The sequence below is a fragment of the Heyndrickxia sp. MSNUG genome (assembly GCF_049532715.1).
Taxonomy (GTDB): domain Bacteria; phylum Bacillota; class Bacilli; order Bacillales; family Cytobacillaceae; genus Mesobacillus.
The window spans coordinates 3,293,968-3,317,966 of record NZ_CP150978.1 but is presented as its reverse complement, the minus strand read 5'-3'; the positions used below and the strand labels follow the sequence as shown (position 1 = coordinate 3,317,966).

Here is a 23,999-nt window from a genome sequence, read left to right as displayed (position 1 = left end):
ATTTATAAGCTTGCTTCAGCTTTTTTTACCTTCGGCAGAATCTTGTTTAAAGGAACTTTTTTCTCCTTCATCCACGTAGCTTCGTTTGCCGGGTCAAATTGTTCAAGGAATGTTATGACCTCTTTTGTGATAGGGGTTGGAGTAGATGCACCAGAAGTGACAGCGACGGTGTTGGCATCCTTGATCCACTCGATGTTCAATTCAGATACATCTGCAATCCGATATGCTTTCGTTCCGGCAATCTCTTCTGAAACCTGAGCCAGGCGGTTAGAGTTATTGCTTTTTGGGTCGCCGACGACGATGAGGACATCCGCTTCGCCAGCTTGCTCAGCAACAGCTTCCTGGCGCACCTGTGTTGCCATGCAGATTTCTTTGTGCACCTCTGCATGAGGGTACTTTTCTTTCACGCTCTGGATGATTTCGGACACATCCCATTGGCTCATAGTTGTTTGATTTGTAACAATCAATTTTTCTGCCTGCAATTGCAGTGCCTCAACATCTGATGGAGTTTCTACCAGGTGGACAATTCCAGGTGCGACTCCAACTGCACCTTCGGGCTCTGGGTGGCCTTTTTTCCCGATATATATAACTTCAAAGCCTTCTTTTTCCTTCGCACGGATCAAGTTGTGGGTATTGGTTACATCTGGACACGTCGCATCAATTGAAACGAGTCCCTTTTTCTTAGCGAGTTCCCGGACTTCAGGGGAAATTCCGTGGGCTGTAAAAATAACAGTCCCGCCATCAACTTTTTCAAGTATTTCCTTACGGTTATTCCCGTCCAATGTGATGATGCCTTCTTCTTCAAATGCATCCGTAACATGTTTGTTGTGAACAATCATCCCAAGTATATATATTGGCCGCGGCAAACTTTTATCCAATGCAGCATTACGTGCAATGACCATAGCGTCGACGACACCATAGCAATAGCCGCGAGGTGAAATTTTAATTACATTCATTGAGTCATCCTCCTGCGAATACCTCTAATTCTCTCTTTTATTATATAAAACTTATAGAAAGAATACAAAAGCGACTTTCAGTAAAGGAATGACTTTACTAATTACACCTTGCTAAAAGAATAATTTTGGGGAAGATGAACCCTTGGGCCCAGTCTTTCTAGCAGCCTTTTTCTTGCCTGCTGGTTTACTCTTTGGTTGTGTTGGAGCTGACTTTGCAGTTTTCTCCACACTTGCTGTATCTTTGTTTACTGTGATGTCTCCTTGTTCCTTTTGTTCTTCTGCATCAGGCATATCCTTCAGTCCCTTGTACAGCTTCCACATCGAGGGAATGTTGCGGACAAGAGGACCATATTGCTGGATCATTGGTCCAAATTGCTGCGCAGTCTTTAAAACCTGCTGTGTGTTGTTAAGGAATCCATTAAGTGCTGAAGGATTTGTCAGGGTTTTCAGGATTCCACCTCCAGAGCTCGCCGCTCTTGCTGTTCCGGTTCCTTGGGACATAAATCCAGGCATAGCATTACTCTGGCCTCTGCCGCCTTTTCCGAGAAGTTTAGCAAGTATACCTCCGCCACCCTGTCTAGATTGCGGATTTCTGCCCATCCTTGGTCCAAATTGCCCCTGTTGCATTCCAGGCCTTATCCCGCCGAATTGGTTTGGGTACATTTGGCGGTGAGGCATGGAAGGTGGTCCCATATATCCTGGACCCATGAAATGATGAGGCTGCATTCCGCGAGAGTTCATACGGGGTCCTTGTAGCATTCTGACCCCTCCTTTCTAAATAAATCATCTCCTATTAGAGTATGCAGCGCTTCAGATTTGGTTTAATAAATTAGTATTCGGCACGAAACAGGTTTGTTTTTTCATGAGGAAAGGTTAAGATAGTACTGATTGGAGATTTTCTGCAATCTTTATTATAATTACAGGATGAACCTGAGAGACCAGCCTACGGAACGGGCTGAATTCCCTGCAGTATAGGGAAAAAGGGTAAAAAGGAGTTAAACAATGACTGAAACGAAATTTGATCGATATGAATTTAAGCCATTCATTATAGATGCCGTTAACAAACTTGGTTTTTATGAGCCAACTGAAATCCAGGAACGCTTGATTCCGACAATTATCAAAGGTGATAGCGCTATTGGCCAGTCACAGACTGGAACAGGGAAGACACATGCGTACGTTCTTCCAATCATGAACAAGCTTGATGCCTCCCGCAATGAGGTCCAAGCTATCATCACAGCTCCTACAAGGGAGCTTGCAAATCAAATTTACCATGAAGTTCTCAAGATAGCTGAACATGCACCTCAGGAAGAAAAAATTACTGCACGCTGCTATATTGGCGGCACTGATAAGCAGAGAACGATTGAGAAGCTGAAAACACAGCCGCAAATAGTAATCGGCACCCCAGGCAGGATTAACGACCTTGTAAAGGAAAATGCACTGTTTGTTCACACCGCTAACATGCTGGTCGTGGATGAAGCGGATTTAATGCTTGATATGGGATTCATTGAAGATATTGACCAATTTGCATCACGGATGCCAGAAAAGCTTCAGATGTTAGTATTTTCTGCAACCATACCTGAAAAGCTTAAGCCTTTCTTGAAGAAGTACATGGAAAACCCTAAATATGTACAAGTAGATCCGAAGCAAGCAACAGCTGAGAATATTGAACATCTTCTGCTGCCAGCTCGACACAGGGACAAAATTGGACTCGTCCATTCTGCGCTCTTGGCATTTAATCCGTACCTTGCGATTGTTTTTGCCAATACGAAAAAGAAAGCAGACGAGATAGCGGACGGATTAATCTCAAAAGGCATGAAGGTTGGCCGAATTCATGGGGATTTAAGTCCACGTGAGCGTAAAAGAGTCATGAAGCAGGTTAAAGACCTGGAATTTCAATATATTGTTGCTACTGACCTTGCTGCAAGGGGAATCGACATTCAGGGAATCAGTCATGTAATCAATTATGAATTGCCGACAGACCTTGATTTTTATATCCACAGGGTTGGGCGTACAGCACGTGCAGGTGCCTCGGGAATCGCTTTGACGGTATATGAACAGTCTGATGAAGATGCATTAGTACGCCTCGAAAAAATGTGTATCGCCTTTAAAAACATCGATATGAAGAAAGGCGAATTTACCGAAATTGAAGAGCGGAACAGACGCCAAAATAGAAAGAAAAAAGAAACACCAGGTGAAGCGGTGGCCAAATCGCTTGTTTCAAAACCTAAAAAAGTCAAGCCAGGCTATAAGAAAAAGATGCAGTGGGAAATGGATAAAATTAAAAAACGTCAAAATCGCTTAAATAAGAAAAAATAAACAAACTGTAAATGTTTTAGGGAGAGATCAGTAATGTTAATTGGCTCACATGTTTCCATGAGCGGAAAGAAAATGCTGCTAGCAGCAAGTGAAGAAGCCGTCTCATATGGAGCAAATACCTTTATGATCTATACGGGAGCACCTCAGAATACGAGAAGGAAAAAAATTGAGGATCTTAATATTGAAGAAGGGCACAGGCATATGGAAGAGCATGGCATCAATGAAATCATTGTCCATGCACCATATATCATCAATATTGGAAATTCCGAAAATCCGGATACATTTGATCTGGGTGTAAGATTCCTAAGGAGCGAAATTGAGCGCACAGAGGCTCTTGGTGCCAGGCAAATCGTTCTGCATCCGGGCGCCCATGTCGGAGCAGGCACAGAAAAAGGCATCCAAAAAATTGTCGAGGGCATCAATGAGGTTTTGACAGGTAAAGAGAATGTCCAAATCGCTTTGGAAACAATGGCCGGAAAAGGATCAGAGTGCGGAAAATCCTTTGAAGAGCTCGCGATGATTATGGATGGCGTCATTTACAATGATAAGCTTTCAGTTTGCTTTGATACATGCCATACGCATGATGCTGGATATCCTATCATTGAGGACTTTGATGGTGTCCTGAATGAGTTCGATAAAATCGTTGGACTGGACAGGCTGAAAGTGCTCCACATCAATGACAGCAAGAATGCTGTAGGCATGAGAAAAGACCGCCATGAGAACATTGGGTTCGGCCATATTGGCTTTGATGCGTTGAGCTACATTGTTCATCACCCACAGCTTATCAGCGTGCCGAAAATTCTTGAAACTCCTTTTGTTGGAGAGGATAAGAATAACAAAAAAGCACCATATAAGCATGAAATAGCCATGCTTAAAAGCAAGCAGTTTGAAGAAAATCTGCTTGATATAATTATGAATGGCTAAAACAAATAACAAAGTTAAAAGCTGTGGAGAACTCCACAGCTTTTTAATTTTTTGTTTTATGATTGAATTCGATGTATTATGGGCGTGATTTCCATCATTTCGTAAATTTCACGAAAAGCTTATTAACTTCGCGGGCAGTTTCTGGACTTGTGATACGGGCAATCTCTTTGATCAACGCTTTACGTTCTGAATCATCAAAAATGTTGACTTTTTTTCCTCGTAAGTATCCGGCAATTTTCTGTGCCTGCGCCATTGTGATTGAAATCTGAAATTGTGAGGCATATTTCAGCAGTTCATCAGCAGTAATATTACTTATTTTATGGTTAATGATATTTTCAAAAATAGCCAAAGATCATCACTCCTCCATAGTAAGGTATGAGCCCGGAATGGAAAAAGTGACAGTTTTCTTTGCCAGAAAAATAATACACTGTTCTAACCTTTTATCTTGACTGCAATTTTGTTACTTTTAATTTTGAATGTCTTCGAAATGTGAATGGAGTAAAAATCAGATAGTTTACAATTTGAACGGATAAAGATATACTACTACTTGTAAATCGTAATGATTCTTATTTTGTGGGTGATGAAATGAGCAATAACAATTATATCGTCCAGGTACAAAATTTATCTTATCGATATGATAAAGAGAATGTACTTGAAAATATAAATCTGTCTATCCAAAAGGGTAGTTTTTTGGCGATAGTCGGCCCGAACGGATCGGGTAAATCGACCTTGCTTAAATTGATGCTTGGTCTGATTAAGCCGCAAAAAGGTACGATTCGTTTATTTGGGCAGGAAATAGGAAAATTCAAGGAGCACCATAAAATCGGTTTTGTTTCCCAAAAGGCTAACTCCTTCAATACCGGATTCCCGGCAACTGTTTTTGAGGTAGTGGCTAGTGGATTGACTAAGAAGCTTGGTCTTTTTAAGTTCTTACAGAAAAAGCACCATGATAAAATTAAGCAGGCAATTGAATCTGTAGGGATGGAAAAATTCATGGACCGTAATATTGGTGAGCTTTCCGGCGGACAGCAGCAAAGAGTCTTTATCGCGAGGGCTCTCGTTAGCAATCCAGAATTGCTGATTCTTGATGAACCAACTGTCGGTGTCGACGCTGAAAATGTGAATTCGTTCTACGAAATGCTAGAAAGGTTAAATAAACAGAATGGCATTACATTGCTTCTGGTTACTCACGATATTGGCACGATTTCCGATAAAGTAACGAATGTGGCATGCCTCAATAAAAATATGCATTTTCACGGGAGTACTGAGGAATTTGAGCAGCTAAAAAACAATGAGGTGTCAGAAATTTATGGGCACGATGTTCATGTTTTGACTCATGATCACCACCATCACGAGGGGGCCCATTCATGATTAGCGGTTTAATGCAATACGAATTTTTGCAAAATGCCTTTTTAACTGGAATGATTATAGGAGTGATCGCTCCTTTGCTGGGTGTCTTTATTGTCGTCCGCAGACTTTCGCTCATAGCAGATGCCCTTAGCCATGTAACACTTGCTGGAATTGCGGCAAGTCTACTGCTTGAAAAGAAATTCTTGGTATTCAGCGGAGTTAATCCGTTATATATGGGAATGGCTTTCTCGGTGACGGGTTCATTATTTATTGAAAAACTAAGAACAGTTTATAAACATTACCAGGAATTGGCGATTCCGATCATCCTTTCTGGTGGTATCGGGTTAGGAGTCATCTTCATTTCTCTTGCAGACGGGTTCAATACCGATTTATTCAGCTATTTATTTGGCAGTGTCAGTGCTGTAAGCAGGATGGACCTATGGACAATTGCCATCATAAGTATCCTTGTCATTTTGCTTGTTGTTTTATTATATAAAGAATTATTCCTGTTATCTTTTGATGAAGAATATGCGAGAGCGACTGGAATCGCTGCAAAAACGCTTCATTTTATTTTTATTGTAATGGTAGCACTAGTCATTGCTGCATCGATGAGGATTGTCGGCATCCTGCTAGTTTCCTCACTGATGACATTGCCTGTTGCTGCCAGCATACGGTTCGCAAAAGGATTTAAGCAGACCATCTTTTTCTCCATCCTTTTTGGCGAAATTTCTGTATTAGGCGGTCTTTTCCTATCCTACTACCTGGATTTAGCGCCAGGTGGAACAATCGTGATGATCGCAGTACTTATTCTTGTCTTGGCTATATGGCTTAAGAAACGTGCATCATCAAGATCAGTGTAACGGGGTGATTTCATGAACGTACTAGAAGCAATGAACCTTCTCAAGGAACAAGGGTTTAAGCATACCGGTAAACGGGAGGACATGCTCCAGCTCTTTTCTGATAATGATAAATACTTAACTGCACGTGATGTATTGGAACAAATGAAGGAGAACTATCCTGGTTTGAGTTTCGATACCATTTATCGTAATTTAAGTGTATTTGTAGATTTAGGAATTCTTGAAATGACTGAGCTTTCTGGTGAAAAGCATTTTCGGTTCACCTGCTCTCACAAAGAGCATCATCATCATTTTATCTGCCTTGACTGTGGGAAAACTAAGGAAATCGAAACTTGCCCGATGCGAAATATTGAAGCTAGCTTTAAAGGCTATGATATATCGGGACATAAATTTGAAATTTATGGGCGTTGCCCTGAATGTGTTCAATAACAGCTTTATAAAAAAAAGGCCTGGAAACAGGCCTTTGAGACTGTAGACTAACTCGATAAAAGCGAGCTTGTCTACAGTTTTTTTATCTTGGTTGGAAAGTAAAACAGGTCTGTTGATTTCCATTCCAGGCGCTTCGCTTTCCGCGGGGCTGGCGCTGAGCCTCCTCGTCGCTTCGCTCCTGCGGCGTCTCACCTGTCCACTGTCCAGCTCAGCCCGCAGGAGTCTGCGCGCCTTCCACTCCAATCAACAGGTTTTCAATAACTGATCTGTGACATATATCTTTGTCGACAAGCTGAAACGGCCTGGAAACAGGCCGTTTTTAATTATTTTTTATCCAGTTTTGCACCCAGCCGTGGGCTTCGTTCCAGTCGTTTACACGAATGACTCCATCAGGAATTGGTTCTTGATTGTAAGGTGTATTAAATAACAATACAGGGATGTTTAATTCTTCATGGAGATTCACCGCATTATCATGCTTATCCTCAAGAAAAATATCGACATCATATTTCTTAGCAGCTTCGATTTTATCATGTGAACCAATTAAATGGATATCATTGTACATCAGCTCTTGATTGGTAAACCATTCCTTTGTTATGTCCAGTAAGTGGCTGTCTCTTGCACTAATGAAATACAACTCGTGCTCTTTTTCCCATCTTTTCAAGATTTCTTTAGCTCCTGCTGCAAGAGGGGATTGTGAATAAATGACAGGCTCCATATTTTTGAACCAGTCATAAAATTCCTTTTCAGAGACCGTTACCAGAGGCATAAAGTCATATTGCTTAATGTCATCTAGCGTAATATTCAATCCAAATGCATCATTTAAATATGGAACAAATGTAGTGGGACAGGTGACTGTACCATCAATATCTATACCGAAACGTCTTTTCATTCAGCTGCTCCTTAAAAAGTATCTTTCCTTAATCTTACCAAATGAACAGACGGCGCAAAAGAAATACTTTTCATTCAGTAAAACATTGCCATGAGGAAAAACGGCAATGTAGCAAACAATAATAAATGCTCCACTTAAAGAAAGCGAGGGATTAAAGTGGCAGACCAAGAACGAGAACAGATAGGTACCGAATATATCACTGAACCTAAGCAGGATGTTATAACGGTAAGAGATGCGCGTGATGAAATTTATCAAGAAGAGACCGCGGAAGAAATCGCCGCTCCTGCACGTGATGAACATTACCGTGAAGAAACAGCGGCTGAAATTGCTGCACCTGCACCTTTAATAAGAAGAGGATCAGATGAGGAAACTGAAACTGGAGGAAGAGGGCTTGCCTATTCAGCTCTTGCCCTTTCGATCTTGTCGCTGTTTATTTTACCAGTTCTTTTCGGAGCAGCTGGGATTATCCTTGGCTTCATGGCCCGCAGAAGAGGCTCCGCCATCGGAAGCTGGGCAATTGGAATAGGGGTAATCTCGATTTTAATTGGCATCTTCATCCTGCCGTTTTTTTAACGGGATTAAAAATGCCATAAAAAGACCCGGGTAATTCTCTTCCCGGGTCTTTCCTTTACTTATTGTTGGACAGTGGCGGCCGCTTCTGCCGCTTCACGCAGCTTTTCTTCTGCAATTTTATCAATTTCCTTCTTCAATTCTTCTACCATTGTCGCTTCAGGAACCTTACGGACTATTTCTCCCTTACGGAATAACAACCCTTCCCCTCTTGCTCCCGCAATGCCGATATCTGCCTCACGTGCTTCACCAGGGCCGTTTACAGCACAGCCAAGGACTGCTACCTTGATAGGGGCTTTAATTTTTGAGATGTATTCTTCTACCTCGTTGGCAATGCTGATTAAGTCGATTTCAATTCTTCCGCAAGTTGGACATGAAATAAGTGTCGCAGCATTAGCTGCAAGGCCAAATGACTTTAATAATTCCCTTGCGACCTTTACTTCTTCAACAGGATCAGCACTTAAGCTAACCCTTACAGTGTTTCCAATTCCCTTGCTTAGGATCGCTCCAAGTCCAGCAGCACTTTTTACTGTTCCCGCAAACAAAGTGCCTGATTCTGTAATTCCTAGATGAAGCGGATAGTCAAACGCCTTAGCTGCCTTTTCATATGCTTCAATGGCTAAATTGACATCAGATGCCTTCATAGAAACGATGATATTATGGAAATCCAGATCCTCAAGAATTTTAATGTGGTGCAATGCACTTTCGACCATTCCATCTGCAGTAGGGTATCCATACTTTTCTAGAATGCGTCTTTCCAAGGAGCCTGCATTAACACCTATTCTGATAGGGATACCGCGTTCCTTCGCAGCCTGCACGACCGCTTCTACCTTTTCTCGTTTGCCAATATTACCTGGGTTGATCCTGATTTTGTCTGCTCCGCCTTCAATTGCCTTTAAAGCTAAACGGTAATCGAAGTGAATATCGACCACAAGCGGAATATTAATGCGTTTCTTGATTTCAGGAATTGCATTCGCGGCTCTTTCATCTGGACAAGCAACGCGGACGATTTGACAGCCTGCTTCTTCGAGACGTTTGATTTCAGCTACGGTAGCTTCAACGTCATGTGTCTTTGTTGTTGTCATACTTTGGATGACAACTTCATTGTTGCCGCCTATTGTTAAATTCCCAACCTTAATTGGGCGGGTTTTGGTTCGATGTATAATTTCACTCAACGGTGATTCGCTCCTTTAAAAAATGGAATTCATCTTTTAATTTCAAATGATGCACAACCTCATTTTATCAATCTTTTGTTCATATTGACAAGGAAAGACTATAATTGTTAGCCTTTGCTAATTTCTTTCGCTGTAGTCCGGAAATTTATATGTCTTGCCAAACTTGATTTTTTGAGGGTCTGTACCGTCATTCAGTAATTTAAAATCCGCAACAGCTTTTGATATCGGCACTGCGAGTTGGCTTTTTGAGTTGCTGTCCAGTACAGATAATACGGTATCTCCAGGTTTTACCTCATGTTCAAAGTATTGAATGCTATTTGTTTTTTTCGTTTCTTTCTCCTCTTTCTGTTTTTTGACTACTTTATCAACCGTTTCTATCTTTTGCATATTTGCAGCAGGCAGTGTGCCTGCGCTTAAATCATTATAAATGGCATATACGATCACTACTAGAAACATGAATCCTGCAAGTTTTTTCATAGGATTTTCCTCCCTTTAAGAGCCTATATCAAAACTTATGCAGGAAAAATAGAGTTGAGAACATATTTAATAGATTTTTTTCTGCTTATTTTTATAGAAGATTTTAAAAATCAACTATGAACTTTACCATAGAGCATTAACAAGTCGATTTTTTAAAACAATGGTTGGCTGTATACTTGTGATTTTTCTTAATTCTTACAAGTATTAAGCGAGTAACCTAGAATGGAAGTCAACCTCTATTCTATTAGCAATATTTTACGAAACCAGCTCGATGAATTCTCATAAGAAGGCTTATAACGACCACTCGCGAAACCGAAATCCAAATGAATAGTCATGAGAAGGCTTATAACGACCACTCGCGACACTGAAATCCAGATGAAAGGTCATGAGAAGGCTTATAACGACCATTCACGACACCGAAATCCAAATGAGTTGTCATAAGAGGACTTTTAACAACCACTCTCGATACAGAAATCCAAAAATAACGCCAAGAGGCGTTTTAATCCAAATTCTTTTTAGGTGTAGCAACTTCCTTAATAGCCAGCAATAGCATCATGGATCCAACAAACCAGTTAATCATGAAGCTGTAAGGAACTGTTGTTTTCAACAATGACATGATCGTGAAAAATAAGGTAGGAAGAGTGATGCTATAAGCGGCCATTCTCCACAAATGTTTATACTGAAGATTTTTCCCTGCAAGGTTTTTTAATAATAGACCGAATACAGAGAGAATAGAAATTTCAATGAACTTCATTCCGCTAGAAAAAACATAGATGGCAAGAATGATTAAACCAATAAAAATAGGAAGGGAGGAGGATGCACTGCTGAGCATGCTGATAATATCCTGTTTAGATATTGTCCCATCATTAATCAAGCTGTATCGAAATGAATTTGTTTCCCCTCCTGCTGCTAAAACAGCTTCGTTCTTTAGCATCGCCAAGGTAGATTCCATTCCTGCCATATCTTCTTGTTCTACTGCGCCAGTAGAATCAAAAATGATTGTAAAACTTCCATTATCAATGGTAAGAGGCTCCTTGATCTCTGATTTAAGTACTCCCTTTTCTATAGAAAAATAGGGCAATTTCGCTTCCAGTGTTTCTCTCGCGGTATTGACTGCTTCATTGATTGCCAGTGTGGTGTAGTAAGAAGCTGGAATAACTGAAATTAAGGTTAGCAGAAATACATATAAAATCGTTTTTCCAATGCCTTGAAAGCGGAATAACGCAATATCCTTTGGTGAATATATGCTTTTTGCAAATTGAGTAAAAATATTCATCGATCCACGTCCTTTAATAGATTCACGCTTCCTATTTTATAGTTTTCGCCTGGGGTTGTACAAGTAATCCAACGTAAGTTTGTAACAATTTTGTAACATAGACTTGTAATGTTAAGGTATTGTAAATTCGATTCATAAACCATTTACTATTAATTAATAATTACTTCATAATGATGTGAGTTTGTAGATGTTTGTCGAAATCGATCAAGGGGTTGGAATAATGGAATTGAATTTACAAGAAATGCTGTTTGAATTCTTTGGCGGCCTTGGAATCTTCTTATATGGCATAAAATTCATGGGTGATGGTCTGCAAAAATCAGCAGGAGAGCGCTTAAGAGATGTACTGGATCGTTTTACCACCAATCCGGTAATGGGTGTACTTGCAGGTTTGATTGTTACGGTATTGGTGCAAAGCAGTTCAGCTACGACTGTTATCACAGTAGGACTCGTAAGTGCGGGGTTTATGACGCTGCGCCAGGCAATTGGAGTCATTATGGGAGCAAACATTGGTACAACGATCACAGCGTTCATCATTGGAATAGATGTAGGTGAGTATGCTTTACCAATTATTGCGTTAGGATCAATTCTTTTATTCTTCTTTAAAAATAAAAAAATACATAATGTTGGCCAAATTGTTTTTGGGTTTGGTGCTTTATTTTATGGTTTGGAATTGATGAGCGGAGGGATGAAACCTCTGCGTTCTCTGGAATCTTTTCACGAATTAACCGTTGAACTTAGCTCAAATCCACTACTTGGAGTTCTCATTGGAACGTTGTTTACTGTTATTGTCCAGAGTTCAAGCGCAACGATTGGGATACTCCAAGGTTTGCATGCTGAGAATTTAATCAATCTTGATGGTGCTTTACCAGTTTTATTTGGAGATAATATTGGAACAACGATAACGGCTATCCTTGCGGCGATTGGCACCTCAGTAGCTGCCAAAAGAGCTGCAGCAACACATGTACTCTTTAACCTTATTGGAACAACGATCTTCTTGATCCTGCTGAGCCCCTTTACCTATGTCATTGAAATGATCAGGGACAGCCTGGGATTAAATCCTGAAATGACGATAGCGTTCGCTCACGGAATCTTCAATTCAACCAATACACTTATCCAGCTTCCGTTTGTCACTGGCTTGGCGATCGTCGTTACGAAGCTTATTCCTGGTGAAGATGCCATCATCGATTATAAAGCACAGCACCTCGACCCAGTGTTTATTGAACAGTCTCCTTCAATCGCACTTGGCCAGGCGAAGGAGGAAGTGCTGCGCATGGGTAAGTTCGCTTTGAAAGGTCTTGAAGAAACGAACCAATTCTTAAAGACGAAAAACACAAAACATTCCGCTAGTGCATTTCAGCTTGAGGAAGCAATCAATAATTTAGATCGCAAGATAACTGATTATCTAGTAGATTTAGCAACAAGCTCATTATCTGAGCATGAGTCCGAAGAACACAGTATGCTGATTGACACTGTCCGCGATATTGAAAGAATCGGAGACCACTTTGAAAATATCCTTGAACTGGTTGAATATCAGCTGGCTAATAAAGTGAAAATTACTGATTCAGCAATGGACGATCTTGAAATTATGTTCAGTCTTACAGTCAAGACCGTTGAAGAGGCATTGCAGACATTGGATCAGAAAAACCTTGAAGCCGCCACAGACGTTATAAAAAAAGAAAATGAAATAGACAGTATGGAACGTACACTTAGAAAGCAGCATATCCTGCGAATGAATGAAGGACAATGCACTGGACAGGCAGGAATCGTCTTTGTTGATATTATCAGCAATCTTGAGCGAATTGGAGATCATGCAGTTAATATCGCTGAATACGTTTTGGGAGATCAGAAATAGTGGTAAAATAAGCAAGGGGAAGCCCTTGCTTATTTTAATATGCGAATCAGGGTTTAATTTGCTTGAGAAGGAATGGTCAAATGATGGATTATATTTATTGGACAATCATCGGTTTGTTATTCGCAGGTGCTTTTGCAGCATTGGTTTTTCCAATTTTGCCGGGTGTCCTTTTATTAATGGGTGGCTTTGTAATGTATGGAGTCTTTTTTTCATTCGATCCGTTTAACTGGATATTCTGGACTGTACAGGGATTGTTTGTCATTCTGTTGTTTGGCGCTGATTATATAGCAAATATAATTGGTGTGAAAAAATATGGCGGCCGCAAAGCAGGCATCTGGGGGAGCACGATAGGATTGCTTGTCGGTCCTTTTGTAATCCCATTCCTGGGAATTATCATTGGTCCTTTTTTAGGCGCAGCACTCGCAGAACTTGTAGTAAATAAGAAAAATTTAAACGATGCAGTCAAAATTGGCTTTGGTTCAGTGATAGGATTTGTTAGCAGTGTGGTTACTAAGGGAATCATTCAGGCTGTCATGCTGATTTACTTCTTTATCCTTGTTCTCTAACAGGGAGGTAATGAGCAAAATTTTTATTATCGGCTGTGTTAAAGGACAACGTTGATTTTTAGCACCTGACGCCCTGCGGAAAGCGAGTGTCTGGAGCGGAAATCATCAGACAAGTTTAAAACAGCCTTATTATTAAAAAAATCGTGCCTGCACAGCACGATTTTTCTTCTTTAATTGAGGCCGCAAATCTCGGATGAACAATTCTGGCAATCAACTTCTCTTTTCAAATAAGCAAGATTTTTTATAGTAAACTTGAGCTGGTCATATGAAATGATGTCTTTCTCACGTAATTCCTTCAGCATTCTTTGTACTACCTCCCTGGTTCCGTAGTTAAGATTGGCCAGCTCCTGGTGTGTGAGTGGCAAATCAATCAGGATTCCATCGTCAGTCATCACCCCATAGCTATTGCTTAAACGAATTAGAATCGAATAAAGTCCGCCTTTTTTGCCATTCATAATTAAATCCTGGCATTTCATCTGTGCTTTTAAATAGCGGGTGCTAAGCCAATTGACAAGTGCATTCATTGCTGTTTGATCCTTCATGATAAATTCTTCGAATTGTTCTCTTTTAATCATGAGAATTTCACACTCAGTAAGTGTCTTGGCAGAAAAATGATAACGCGGTGAATGTTTAAACAACTCATAGTCAATGACCATTTCTTCACCATTTAAAATCTTCAGGATGAATTCCTTGCCTTTCACATGTACACGACCCACTGAAACACTGCCGCTCAAGATGACATAAACATGGTTCACACTTTCTTCTTCCTGAAATAGTATTGTGTCGGGCTTAATTTTTTGGATCGTTTCCTTATCAATGAAGTTTTGTAAAATTAAACTATATAATGAAATGTTTTTGTCCAACACGATCGTCTCCTTACTATGCCTCTACACCTTTGATTTAAAAGAATTAATAATATGATGTCAATGAGATATTGGGATAATATGGGTGTCAAGATAGCTTGCTGCGACTTAAATCGTTGACAGAAAGCCAATTGTGTATTTTTGACGATTTTTCGAAAACTTAATTATTGTAAAGAAAGGTGATGTCAAACCGAGGAAATATGTGCCATGATGTTGATTTACTCGTTCGGGAATTTTGTCCCTATTTTCAATATCCCGTTAGATTTAAGTATAAAACATATAATAATCGGGGATTTTAATTCCGTTGGTTTAGAGCATTTTATTTGAATCGATTACCGTTCTCTGGTAATCTAATGATGAAGCGCTTTTAGAACAATTCTAATGTCTGAATAATAAGATAGATTTGTTCGGTAAAGTGTACCACGATACATAGGAGGATGTTAAAAATGGCATTTGAATTACCACAATTACCGTATGCATACGATGCACTTGAGCCACACATCGACAAAGAAACAATGAATATTCACCACACTAAGCACCACAATACTTATGTAACAAACCTTAATAACGCATTAGAAGGCAATGAAGAGCTTCTTTCTAAAACTGTTGAAGAAGTTATTTCAAACCTTGATGCAGTTCCTGAAGCTGCACGCACAGCTGTACGCAATAACGGCGGCGGACATGCTAACCACACTTTATTCTGGCAAGTAATTTCTCCTAATGGTGGCGGCGAGCCTACTGGAGAATTAGCTGAAGCAATCAACTCAAAATTCGGCGGCTTCGAAGGCTTCAAAGAAGAATTTTCAAAAGCTGCTACAACTCGCTTCGGTTCTGGCTGGGCTTGGTTAGCAATTAACAATGGAGAACTAGAAGTGACTAGTACTCCAAACCAGGACTCTCCTTTAATGGAAGGAAAGACTCCTATTCTTGGACTTGATGTTTGGGAGCACGCATACTACCTGAACTACCAAAACAGAAGACCAGAATACATCGGTGCTTTCTGGAATGTTGTAAACTGGGAAGAAGTTAACAACCGATACAACGCTGCAAAGTAATATTATCCTAAAAGGGAAGGCTGCAATCATTTGCAGCCTTTTTTGTTTTACTATCGGTCTGCCCGGAACATGTCTCCTAATTACAATGGCAAAAAACTGCATAACGCTGTTTACTTTGTTAGAAACTACCCTAGAGAAAAGGGGAGTAGATCATGAGCAAAGTAAAAAAATTATTAGGAGATATTGAACTTACAAAGGATTTAACGCTCCTATTGATTATTGGGGGATTGTACTCATTGAGCATTGCCCTTTCTAATACCTTTGTAAATATATACTTATGGAAGCAATCTGGAGAGCTTGCCGATTTAGGATTATACAATTTATCAGTTGTGGTGGCGCAGCCATTGACCTTCATCCTTGCAGGCAGATGGGCTAAAAAAGTAGACAGAGTGATTGTGCTCCGCATTGGAGTGATATTCTTAGCTTTGTTTTACGTTACTGTACTGTATGTAGGAACAAGAGCGTCCGATTATTTGATTTTGTTAGGTGCTTTACTGGGTATTGGCTATGGTTTTTATTGGCTTGCTTATAACGTGCTTACATTTGAAATCACAGAACCAGAGACAAGGGATTTCTTTAATGGCTTTCTAGGGATTCTTGGATCTGTAGGAGGAATGATTGGTCCGTTTGCAGCTGGTTTAATTATTTCCAGACTTGAAAAATTCACGGGATATACAGTCGTATTCGGTCTTTCTCTAGGACTGTTTGCTGTAGCTGTTTTATTGAGCTTTTCATTAAAAAGAAGGCCAGCCCATGGAAAGTATTGGTTTCAGCGGATCATTACGGAGAGAAAACATGATAAGAATTGGCGGATGATTACAAACGCACATTTTTTCCAGGGACTAAGGGAGGGAGTATTTGTCTTCATTGTTTCGGTTTTCGTTTTCATTGCGACTGATAGTGAACTTGCCCTCGGTACATATGGGCTTATAAATTCTGGTTTCTCATTTCTGGCTTATTTCTTCGTATCAAGGATGCTGAAAAAGGAATTTAGGAAAAGAGCCATTCTTATTGGAGGCCTTATGCTTTTTTTTGCGATATTCCTAATTGTTTTTGATCCAACCTATTTCAGCTTGTTGTTATATGCGGCTCTGATTGCAGTTGCTTATCCGTTGCTACTGGTGCCTTATTCCTCCATGACCTACGATGTAATAGGAAGAGGGTGGAAGGCTGCTGAAATGAGAATCGAATATATAGTAGTAAGAGAGTTATTTTTGAACATGGGCCGTATCTTTTCAATCGTGTTATTTTTAGGTGCTATTGCTTTATTCAAAGAGGAGAAAATCATCCCAGTTCTGCTCGTTATTCTTGGAAGCGGGCATACCCTCATTTATTTTTTCATAAGGCAAATCCATATAAAAGCTCCAGCATAACCGGGATTTCCCGGTTTTTTGTTTTGGGAAAAATTTCTTATGTTGTTTCATGATAGTAAAAATCGAGTTTTTTCGATAAAATATAGGTTAGTGCTATTGCACGGACATACAGACTGAAGAGGTGGGAGAGGCTTGAATAAAAAGAAAAAGAAGAAGACGCATGTGCCATTCAGGCTGAATATGGTGTTTTTTGCCGTTTTTATGTTATTTTCAATGCTGATTTTAAGGCTGGGCATTGTTCAAATTGTATATGGGGAAGATTTTAAGAGAGAAATTGAACGTACCGAAGATGTTACTGTAAATAATCCGGTTCCAAGAGGGAAGATGTATGACCGGAATATGAAAACAATAGTTGATAATACACCTAGCAAGGCCATTACTTATACAAAAAGTCAGAGCACGGATACAAAGGAAATGCTCATGGTAGCTGAGCGCCTGGCAAAGCTGATTAAAAAAGATACAAAAGAAGACTTGAAAAAGGTAAGAGAAAGAGACAAAAAAGATTATTGGATTTTAAGGAATGAAGAAAGAGCTAAGGAAAAAATAAAGGAAGAAGAATGGAATCTATATGATGAAAAAAAGCTGGATGACAAGGCAATCTACAATCTTCAGCTGGACCGGATCACAGAAAAGGAATTAAAAGAATTGTCAGATGATGATTTAGAAATCCTTGCGATTTTCCGTGAACTAATCAGTGGATATGCACTTTCTCCGCAAATCGTCAAAAAGGATGTTACTCCTGAAGAATTCGCAATTGTAAGTGAGAACCTTGAAATGCTTCCTGGCGTAGATACAACTACAGATTGGGAGCGCGAATATACTTTTGATAAAACGCTGAAATCGATTCTTGGAAAAGTAAGTGATTCTGAGAAAGGGCTGCCTAAAGAAAAGCTTGAATATTATCTTTCACGGGATTATAGCCGGAATGATCGGGTTGGCCTTAGTTACATCGAACAGCAATATGAAGATGTACTGCATGGTCAAAAAGCAAAGGTCAAAAACATTACTGACAAAGCGGGAAATGTACTTGATACAAAGGTAATTACCGATGGTCAGCGTGGCAAGGATCTTGTTCTGACAGTAGACATGGACTTGCAGTTAGCAGTTGAGAAAATCGTTGAAGAGGAATTACTAAAAGCAAAACAGGAGCCAAGAACCCGTCTTTTAGATAGGGCATTTGTAGTATTAATGGATCCGAATACAGGAGAAATCCTCACACTTGCAGGAAAACAACTTGAAAAGGATGAGAAGACGGGGAAAACCATTATGCAGGACTTTGCAAGCGGTAATTTTACCACGTCTTATAACGTAGGCTCAGCTGTAAAAGGAGCAACGATCCTGACAGGCTTCAAGACAGGGGCCATCCAGCCTGGTACTTCATTTTATGATACACCGATCAAAATTAAAGGAACAAATCCAAAGAAATCCTGGAAAGCAGGATTGGGTACACTTGATGACCGTAATGCATTGAAAGTATCCTCCAACGTTTATATGTTCAGGACAGCAATCAATATTGGTAAAGGTAATTATCAATATGATCAGCCATTGTATCTTGAACCTGAAGCCTTCGATACAATGAGGAATTACTTCAGCCAATTTGGCCTTGGAGCGAGAACTGGCATAGACTTGCCAAATGAAATGATTGGTTTTAAAGGAATGGAACGCAGGCCAGGTCTATTACTTGACTTTGCAATCGGCCAGTATGACACCTACACAACGATTCAGCTTGCACAATATGTTTCAACGATCGCGAATGGCGGAAATCGTCTGCAGCCGAGAATCGTGAAAGAAATTCGTGAACCGGTTATGAAAAATAATGAAGTTGGTCCTGTGCTGGAAGAAATCGAACCGGTCATTCTTAATAAAGTCGATGCAAAACCAGAATGGTTTGACAGAGTACAGGAAGGTTTCAGGAGAGTTATGCAGGAAAAGGGTGGAACGGCATACGGTTCCTTCTATAATGCGGAATATAAGCCAGCAGGTAAAACCGGTACTGCACAGGCTGTCTATGATGGACCAGTGAAGTTTCCTGAAGGCCAGCTTCCTCCTGAGGTAATGAACTTGAGCCTTGTTGCATATGCACCTAGTGAGAATCCCGAAATTGCCTTGGCCGTAATGGTTCCATGGGCATACGAAGGAAACCAGGGACACCATGCGAACAATGATATTGGGCGCAGGGTACTTGATACGTACTTCGAGCTTAAAAAGAAGCGGATGGAAGGAAATATGAATCCTGAACAGCCCAACCAGGAAGTAGAGAAGAAAGAAGAAGGCGCTGAACTGCTGGAAGAAATTGAAGCGGAGATTGAACAATAGAAAACGGAAACTGTCCCTTTTGGGGCAGTTTTTTTTTTAGGCGCTGGGTATACTAACCGCAAGCGGGCAAGCCTGAATTTATACCTGCTTTAAGAAAAGTTCACACATTTATCAGTTAAATTTACAAAACCTTTACATTCAGTTAAAACAGCGTTAAAAGAAAAGCTTTATTCTTAGTCTGTAGGACACAACAACCATATCTCGTAGGGGGAATTAAGGAATGAAGAGTCTTAAAAAAATGAGCCTGTTTTCAATGCTTGCAGCTCTTATGGTATTTGCTGCTGCTTGCGGTGGTGGAGATAACGAAGGTAAAAATGGTGAAGAACTTGAAGGCAGTGTTGTTATTGATGGTTCTGGTACTGTTTATCCTTTCATGGCACGGATGGCTGAAGATTATATGGGAGAACAAGAAAATGTCTCTGTTGAAGTAAGCCGCTCCGGAACTTCAGCTGGCTTTAAGAAATTCCTTGTTAAAGACGGTACAGACTTTAATGATGCATCCCGACAAATTAAAGATGAAGAAAAAGCAGAAGCTGAAAAGCTTGGCATTGATGTACAAGAAATGAAGGTTGCGCTTGATGGTATTACAATCGTAATCAATAAAGACAATGACTGGGCTACTGAACTTACAGAACAAGAAGTTAAAGATATCTTCCTTGCAAGCGCTGGAAAGAAAAAATGGTCAGATGTACGTGCCGATTTCCCAAATGAAGAAATCAAAACGTATGGCCCGAACGAAAATCACGGAACATATGAATTCATGTTTGAAAACATTTTAGGAGAGCAAGAACTTCCTGGAAACATCAATCTACAGCAAGATTACTCAACTTTAGTGGATCTTGTTTCAAAAGATAAAAATGCAATTGGTTTCTTCGGTTATGGATACTATGACAGCAATAAAGACAAGCTTTCTGCTGTTAAAGTTGACTTTGGTAAGGGTCCTGTTGAGCCTTCATTAGATACAATCAAAGAAGATGGCGATTACGCACCATTCACTCGTCCAGTATTCACATACTTGAACGTGAACCAGGCTAAGAATAAGCCACAAGTTCTTGATTATGCAATCTATACAATGGAGCATGCAAAGGATGTTGCTGCAGAAACTGGTTTTGCTCCTTTATCTGATGAGGATATCAAAGCTTCTCTTGATACTTTAAATGGATTAAAGAAGTAAATTCTTAAACCTTTTTACTAAGAGGATGAGAGGTCTAACCTTCTCATCTTCTTGCGTGTGTTAAAAAAATATATTTGTTTCCCTGGGGTACTATAAGGGAAAGAGTTCTTCCTTGGATGAGAAGGATGAAAGGGGTTTTACACTTGGCGAAGAGCGTAGTTCACGACAACGGTAAAAAACTGAATGTACGTGATATGATACAAGAAAAGAAAAAGACTCGAAGTGTCACTAATTACACTGAAAAATTCATTCCTAAAATTTTATTTGGAATTGCAGCAATCTCTGTTTTTACGACAATTGGAATTGTACTTACTTTATTAACGGAAACAATCGCCTTTTTCAAAGACGTTCCTTTTATAGATTTCTTTACAGGCACGAAATTAAAACCATTGGGTGATCATGCTGTCTTCGGTGTCTTGCCGTTGCTGACCGGAACTCTTATTTCAACTGTGATTGCGATGCTCGTCGCGATCCCGGTGGGACTTATGACAGCTATTTTCCTGAGTGAATATGCTTCTGAAAAATTAAGGAGAGTTTTAAAACCGATTCTTGAAATTTTAGCTGGTATTCCTACTATTGTTTATGGTTTTTTTGCTTTCACTTTTGTTACACCTCTTTTAAGGTCGTTTATTCCAGGTCTTGAACCTACCAACATTCTGAGCCCTGGTCTTGTAATGGGTATTATGATCATCCCGATGGTTGCTTCTTTATCAGAGGATGCAATGAGCTCTGTGCCAAACGCAATGAGAGAGGGTGCTTTGGCTTTAGGTGCAACAAAGCTTGAAGTAACCTGGAAGGTAGTTATACCTGCAGCGATATCGGGGATTATTGCTTCTTTTGTGCTTGGTATTTCGAGAGCGATAGGAGAAACGATGATTGTAGCGATTGCAAGCGGAAGTTCGAAAAACTTCACCTTCGATGTAACACAATCGATGCAGACTATGACTGCCTATATCGTAGAAGTAACCGGAGGAGAAGCGGCCGCGGGAACGACTTTATATTACAGCCTTTATGCCGTAGCCATGACCTTGTTTGTCTTCACGCTGATCATGAACCTAGTCGCTCAATATATCTCTCGCAGGTTCAGGGAGGAATATTAAAATGAAATACGTAGATGCAAAACAAGTTCATAAAAAGATGGGATCACGTTTATTAGCCAATAACCTGGCAAAAGCACTTTTCTTCATGGCAACATTATTCGGCCTTGTCGTGCTGGTTGTCCTGATTTATCGTGTATTGTCGGATGGCTTGCCATGGATCAACATGGATTTCCTGACAAATAGACTATCCACTGACCCTGAGAGAGCCGGTATTTGGGGAGCAATAATGGGTACCTTCTGGCTGATGCTGGTTGTAGCTCCAGTAACCATGATTCTAGGTATTGGAACAGCAATTTATTTAGAAGAGTATGCAGCAAAAGGCCGTATTTCTTCATTTATTAAAACAAATATCTCGAACCTTGCTGGTGTTCCCTCTGTAGTATTTGGTATCCTCGGCTTAACTGTTTTCGCCAGGACGCTTGGTTTAGGTTCTGTAGTACTTGCGGGCGGTTTAACGATGGCTTTACTGGTACTTCCAGTAGTTGTGGTGGCGAGCCAGGAAGCTATTCGAGCAGTACCGCAATTTTTACGGGAAGCCTCCTATGGAATGGGTGCAACAAAATGGCAGACCATTAAAAATGTTGTCCTGCCTGCTGCAATACCAGGTATTCTTACTGGTGTCATTCTTGCATTATCCCGTGCGATTGGTGAGACTGCACCATTAGTTGTAATTGGAATACCTGCACTGTTAATACCTGTTCCAGACACAATTTTTGATAAATTTACGATTTTGCCTGTACAGATTTACTATTGGACAGTTGACTCGGCGCTTGTCGCTGAATATGCAAACCTTGCAGCAGCAACAATCGTTATTTTACTGTTAGTTTTATTCGTGATGAACTCAATTGCCATTTTGATTCGTAATAAATTTCAAAAAAGATATTAGTCTGGGAGGGTTAACATATGTCAGTAGTTTCAGATAAGACAGCAGCAAATTTAAAAGCAGACAAACAGAACGCGGGCAATATGGATAATAAAAAGGTTGTATACGATACAAAAGACCTTAACCTTTGGTATGGTGAAGGCCATGCTTTGAAAGATATTAATTTAGCGATCAATGAAAATGAAGTTACAGCAATTATCGGGCCGTCTGGCTGCGGTAAATCAACTTATATTAAGACGTTGAACCGTATGGTTGAATTGGTTCCTACAGTAAAGATTTCTGGTGAAATTTTATACAGGGGACGAAATATTCTTGATAAATCCTTTCAGGTCGAAGATTTAAGAACGAGCGTGGGAATGGTATTCCAAAAACCAAATCCGTTTCCAAAATCCATTTATGAAAATATCGCTTATGGTCCAAAAATACATGGAATTCGTGATAAGAAAATACTCGACGAAATTGTAGAAAAAAGCTTGAGAGGTGCAGCGATCTGGGATGAAGTCAAGGATCGATTAAACTCGAATGCATATGGCCTTTCAGGCGGGCAGCAACAGCGTATCTGTATTGCCCGTGCCCTTGCTATCGAACCAGATGTAATCCTTATGGACGAACCTACTTCAGCGCTTGATCCTATATCAACACTGAAGGTGGAGGAGCTTGTACAGGAATTGAAAAAAGATTTCAGCATTATTATCGTTACTCATAATATGCAGCAGGCAGCGCGTATTTCTGACAAGACTGCTTTCTTCTTGAATGGGGAAGTTATTGAATTTGCGGATACGGATAAAATCTTCTCCACTCCTTCTGATAAGAGGACGGAAGATTATATTACTGGACGTTTCGGTTGATTTTCATATAATTCAGTTGGAAGGATGAGGATTAGATGGTGGTTAGAGGGAAGTTCGAGGAAGACCTTAAAACATTGCATACTAAATTACTAGAGCTTGGGAATTTTGCAATAAACGCACTGACTAAATCACTAGAGGCTTTAGAGAATAAGGATATTGAATTAGCTTTAAAAATCCTTGAAGATGACGCTGATGCGAATATTCTTGAAGAAGAAATCAATGATTTTGCAATTTTATTGATTGCAAAGCAGCAGCCAGTAGCCGTTGATTTAAGAAGGCTCATTGTAGCCATCAAAATTGCGACTGATATCGAAAGAATGGCAGACTTTGCAGTGAATATAGCAAAATCCACAATAAGAATTGGAAATGAACCGCTAGTAAAACCGATTGAACATATCAAGCAAATGCACCAGTTATCACTGCAAATGCTGACATTATCACTTGAAGCATACCATGATGAGGACTTAGGCAAGGCAAAACAGGTTGCTCAAATGGATGATCAGGTTGACGAGCTTTATGGTCAGACAATTAAGGATTTACTGACCCTTGCACAAAGTAAGCCTGAACATTTGGCACAAATAACTCAGCTATCATTCATTAGCCGATACCTTGAAAGAGCAGCGGACCATGTTACAAACATTGCAGAAAATGTTTTCTACCTTGTTAAAGGCAAAAGGTATGACCTTAACCAATAATATAAAAAGAAAGGAGCAGGGAATTCCCTGTTCCTTTCTTTTTGTAGACAAAAGG

Annotated in this window: 24 protein-coding genes; 16 read left to right on the top strand and 8 right to left on the bottom strand. The window is 40.0% G+C overall.

Annotated elements, in window-relative coordinates:
* Nucleotides 1-2 precede the first annotated feature (2 nt).
* Together AABM38_RS16755 and vrrA are read right to left on the bottom strand one after the other, a co-directional pair.
* The gene (locus tag AABM38_RS16755) at nt 3-956 is read right to left on the bottom strand and encodes a 4-hydroxy-3-methylbut-2-enyl diphosphate reductase (protein WP_423407425.1); all 954 of its coding nucleotides are present in this window, start codon (nt 954-956) and stop codon (nt 3-5) included.
* 111 nt (nt 957-1,067) lie between these two features.
* Entirely contained in the window at nt 1,068-1,715 is a 648-nt protein-coding gene (gene vrrA, locus AABM38_RS16750) for a VrrA/YqfQ family protein (protein WP_423407424.1), read from the bottom strand.
* A gap of 243 nt (nt 1,716-1,958) precedes the next feature.
* Between vrrA and AABM38_RS16745 the strand changes: the two genes are divergently transcribed.
* Entirely contained in the window at nt 1,959-3,272 is a 1,314-nt protein-coding gene (locus AABM38_RS16745) for a DEAD/DEAH box helicase (RefSeq protein ID WP_423407423.1), read from the top strand.
* Between the two features lie 33 nt (nt 3,273-3,305).
* Nucleotides 3,306-4,196 (top strand): deoxyribonuclease IV, encoded by an 891-nt coding sequence (locus AABM38_RS16740; protein WP_423407422.1) that lies wholly within the window; start codon nt 3,306-3,308, stop codon nt 4,194-4,196.
* 94 nt (nt 4,197-4,290) lie between these two features.
* Here the strand turns inward: AABM38_RS16740 and AABM38_RS16735 are convergent, their stop codons facing one another.
* Nucleotides 4,291-4,545, bottom strand: coding sequence for a DUF2624 domain-containing protein (locus AABM38_RS16735; protein ID WP_423407421.1), 255 nt, complete (start codon nt 4,543-4,545; stop codon nt 4,291-4,293).
* A 236-nt stretch (nt 4,546-4,781) separates the two neighbouring features.
* On the opposite strand from AABM38_RS16735, the gene AABM38_RS16730 reads away from it, so the two are divergent.
* Genes AABM38_RS16730 through AABM38_RS16720 form a run of 3 tightly spaced genes read left to right on the top strand, consistent with a single transcriptional unit; the run spans nt 4,782 to nt 6,832 of the window.
* Nucleotides 4,782-5,567, top strand: a complete 786-nt coding sequence (locus AABM38_RS16730) for a metal ABC transporter ATP-binding protein (RefSeq protein WP_423407420.1) — start codon at nt 4,782-4,784, stop codon at nt 5,565-5,567.
* The gene (locus AABM38_RS16725; protein WP_423407419.1) at nt 5,564-6,406 is read left to right on the top strand and encodes a metal ABC transporter permease; all 843 of its coding nucleotides are present in this window, start codon (nt 5,564-5,566) and stop codon (nt 6,404-6,406) included. The genes AABM38_RS16730 and AABM38_RS16725 overlap by 4 nt, the downstream gene beginning before the upstream one ends.
* 12 nt (nt 6,407-6,418) lie before the next feature.
* Nucleotides 6,419-6,832, top strand: a complete 414-nt coding sequence (locus tag AABM38_RS16720) for a Fur family transcriptional regulator (protein ID WP_335377029.1) — start codon at nt 6,419-6,421, stop codon at nt 6,830-6,832.
* Between the two features lie 319 nt (nt 6,833-7,151).
* On the opposite strand, the gene AABM38_RS16715 is transcribed toward AABM38_RS16720, so the two are convergent.
* Nucleotides 7,152-7,721, bottom strand: a complete 570-nt coding sequence (locus tag AABM38_RS16715) for a hypothetical protein (RefSeq protein ID WP_423407418.1) — start codon at nt 7,719-7,721, stop codon at nt 7,152-7,154.
* Nucleotides 7,722-7,877: 156 nt separating this feature from the next.
* Here AABM38_RS16715 and AABM38_RS16710 point away from each other — a divergent pair, with 156 nt between their 5' ends.
* The gene (locus AABM38_RS16710) at nt 7,878-8,294 is read left to right on the top strand and encodes a hypothetical protein (RefSeq protein WP_423407417.1); all 417 of its coding nucleotides are present in this window, start codon (nt 7,878-7,880) and stop codon (nt 8,292-8,294) included.
* A 59-nt stretch (nt 8,295-8,353) separates the two neighbouring features.
* Here AABM38_RS16710 and ispG read toward each other — a convergent pair whose 3' ends face one another.
* The 3 genes from ispG to AABM38_RS16695 all read right to left on the bottom strand — a co-directional run bounded on the left by ispG (nt 8,354) and on the right by AABM38_RS16695 (nt 11,219).
* Complete coding sequence (gene ispG, locus AABM38_RS16705) at nt 8,354-9,457, bottom strand: flavodoxin-dependent (E)-4-hydroxy-3-methylbut-2-enyl-diphosphate synthase (protein WP_335375158.1); 1,104 nt, start codon at nt 9,455-9,457, stop codon at nt 8,354-8,356.
* A gap of 126 nt (nt 9,458-9,583) precedes the next feature.
* Nucleotides 9,584-9,943 carry a hypothetical protein gene (locus AABM38_RS16700; protein WP_423407416.1) on the bottom strand — a complete coding sequence of 120 codons (360 nt, stop codon included), beginning with the start codon at nt 9,941-9,943 and terminating at the stop codon, nt 9,584-9,586.
* 499 nt (nt 9,944-10,442) lie between these two features.
* Nucleotides 10,443-11,219, bottom strand: a complete 777-nt coding sequence (locus AABM38_RS16695; protein ID WP_423407415.1) for a DUF1189 domain-containing protein — start codon at nt 11,217-11,219, stop codon at nt 10,443-10,445.
* Nucleotides 11,220-11,439: 220 nt separating this feature from the next.
* Here AABM38_RS16695 and AABM38_RS16690 point away from each other — a divergent pair, with 220 nt between their 5' ends.
* Together AABM38_RS16690 and AABM38_RS16685 are read left to right on the top strand one after the other, a co-directional pair.
* Nucleotides 11,440-13,071 carry a Na/Pi cotransporter family protein gene (locus tag AABM38_RS16690; protein ID WP_423407414.1) on the top strand — a complete coding sequence of 544 codons (1,632 nt, stop codon included), beginning with the start codon at nt 11,440-11,442 and terminating at the stop codon, nt 13,069-13,071.
* 83 nt (nt 13,072-13,154) lie between these two features.
* Complete coding sequence (locus AABM38_RS16685) at nt 13,155-13,637, top strand: DUF456 domain-containing protein (protein WP_423410776.1); 483 nt, start codon at nt 13,155-13,157, stop codon at nt 13,635-13,637.
* A gap of 170 nt (nt 13,638-13,807) precedes the next feature.
* Here AABM38_RS16685 and AABM38_RS16680 read toward each other — a convergent pair whose 3' ends face one another.
* The gene (locus tag AABM38_RS16680) at nt 13,808-14,503 is read right to left on the bottom strand and encodes a Crp/Fnr family transcriptional regulator (protein ID WP_423407413.1); all 696 of its coding nucleotides are present in this window, start codon (nt 14,501-14,503) and stop codon (nt 13,808-13,810) included.
* A gap of 443 nt (nt 14,504-14,946) precedes the next feature.
* On the opposite strand from AABM38_RS16680, the gene AABM38_RS16675 reads away from it, so the two are divergent.
* The 8 genes from AABM38_RS16675 (at nt 14,947) to phoU (ending at nt 23,944) form a co-directional block, all read left to right on the top strand.
* Nucleotides 14,947-15,555: a superoxide dismutase gene (locus AABM38_RS16675; protein ID WP_423407412.1), complete on the top strand. Its 609-nt coding sequence runs from the start codon at nt 14,947-14,949 to the stop codon at nt 15,553-15,555.
* A 152-nt stretch (nt 15,556-15,707) separates the two neighbouring features.
* Nucleotides 15,708-16,928 carry an MFS transporter gene (locus tag AABM38_RS16670; protein WP_423407411.1) on the top strand — a complete coding sequence of 407 codons (1,221 nt, stop codon included), beginning with the start codon at nt 15,708-15,710 and terminating at the stop codon, nt 16,926-16,928.
* Nucleotides 16,929-17,108: 180 nt separating this feature from the next.
* Nucleotides 17,109-19,244: a peptidoglycan D,D-transpeptidase FtsI family protein gene (locus tag AABM38_RS16665; RefSeq protein ID WP_423410775.1), complete on the top strand. Its 2,136-nt coding sequence runs from the start codon at nt 17,109-17,111 to the stop codon at nt 19,242-19,244.
* Nucleotides 19,245-19,464: 220 nt separating this feature from the next.
* Complete coding sequence (locus AABM38_RS16660) at nt 19,465-20,418, top strand: PstS family phosphate ABC transporter substrate-binding protein (RefSeq protein WP_423407410.1); 954 nt, start codon at nt 19,465-19,467, stop codon at nt 20,416-20,418.
* A 125-nt stretch (nt 20,419-20,543) separates the two neighbouring features.
* Complete coding sequence (gene pstC, locus AABM38_RS16655) at nt 20,544-21,518, top strand: phosphate ABC transporter permease subunit PstC (protein WP_423407409.1); 975 nt, start codon at nt 20,544-20,546, stop codon at nt 21,516-21,518.
* A 1-nt stretch (nt 21,519) separates the two neighbouring features.
* Nucleotides 21,520-22,404, top strand: coding sequence for a phosphate ABC transporter permease PstA (gene pstA, locus AABM38_RS16650; RefSeq protein WP_423407408.1), 885 nt, complete (start codon nt 21,520-21,522; stop codon nt 22,402-22,404).
* Nucleotides 22,405-22,484: 80 nt separating this feature from the next.
* The gene (gene pstB / locus AABM38_RS16645) at nt 22,485-23,249 is read left to right on the top strand and encodes a phosphate ABC transporter ATP-binding protein PstB (RefSeq protein ID WP_423410774.1); all 765 of its coding nucleotides are present in this window, start codon (nt 22,485-22,487) and stop codon (nt 23,247-23,249) included.
* Nucleotides 23,250-23,284: 35 nt separating this feature from the next.
* A complete protein-coding gene (phoU, locus tag AABM38_RS16640) occupies nt 23,285-23,944 on the top strand; it encodes a phosphate signaling complex protein PhoU (RefSeq protein WP_423407407.1) in 660 nt (219 codons plus the stop codon).
* Nucleotides 23,945-23,999 lie beyond the last annotated feature (55 nt).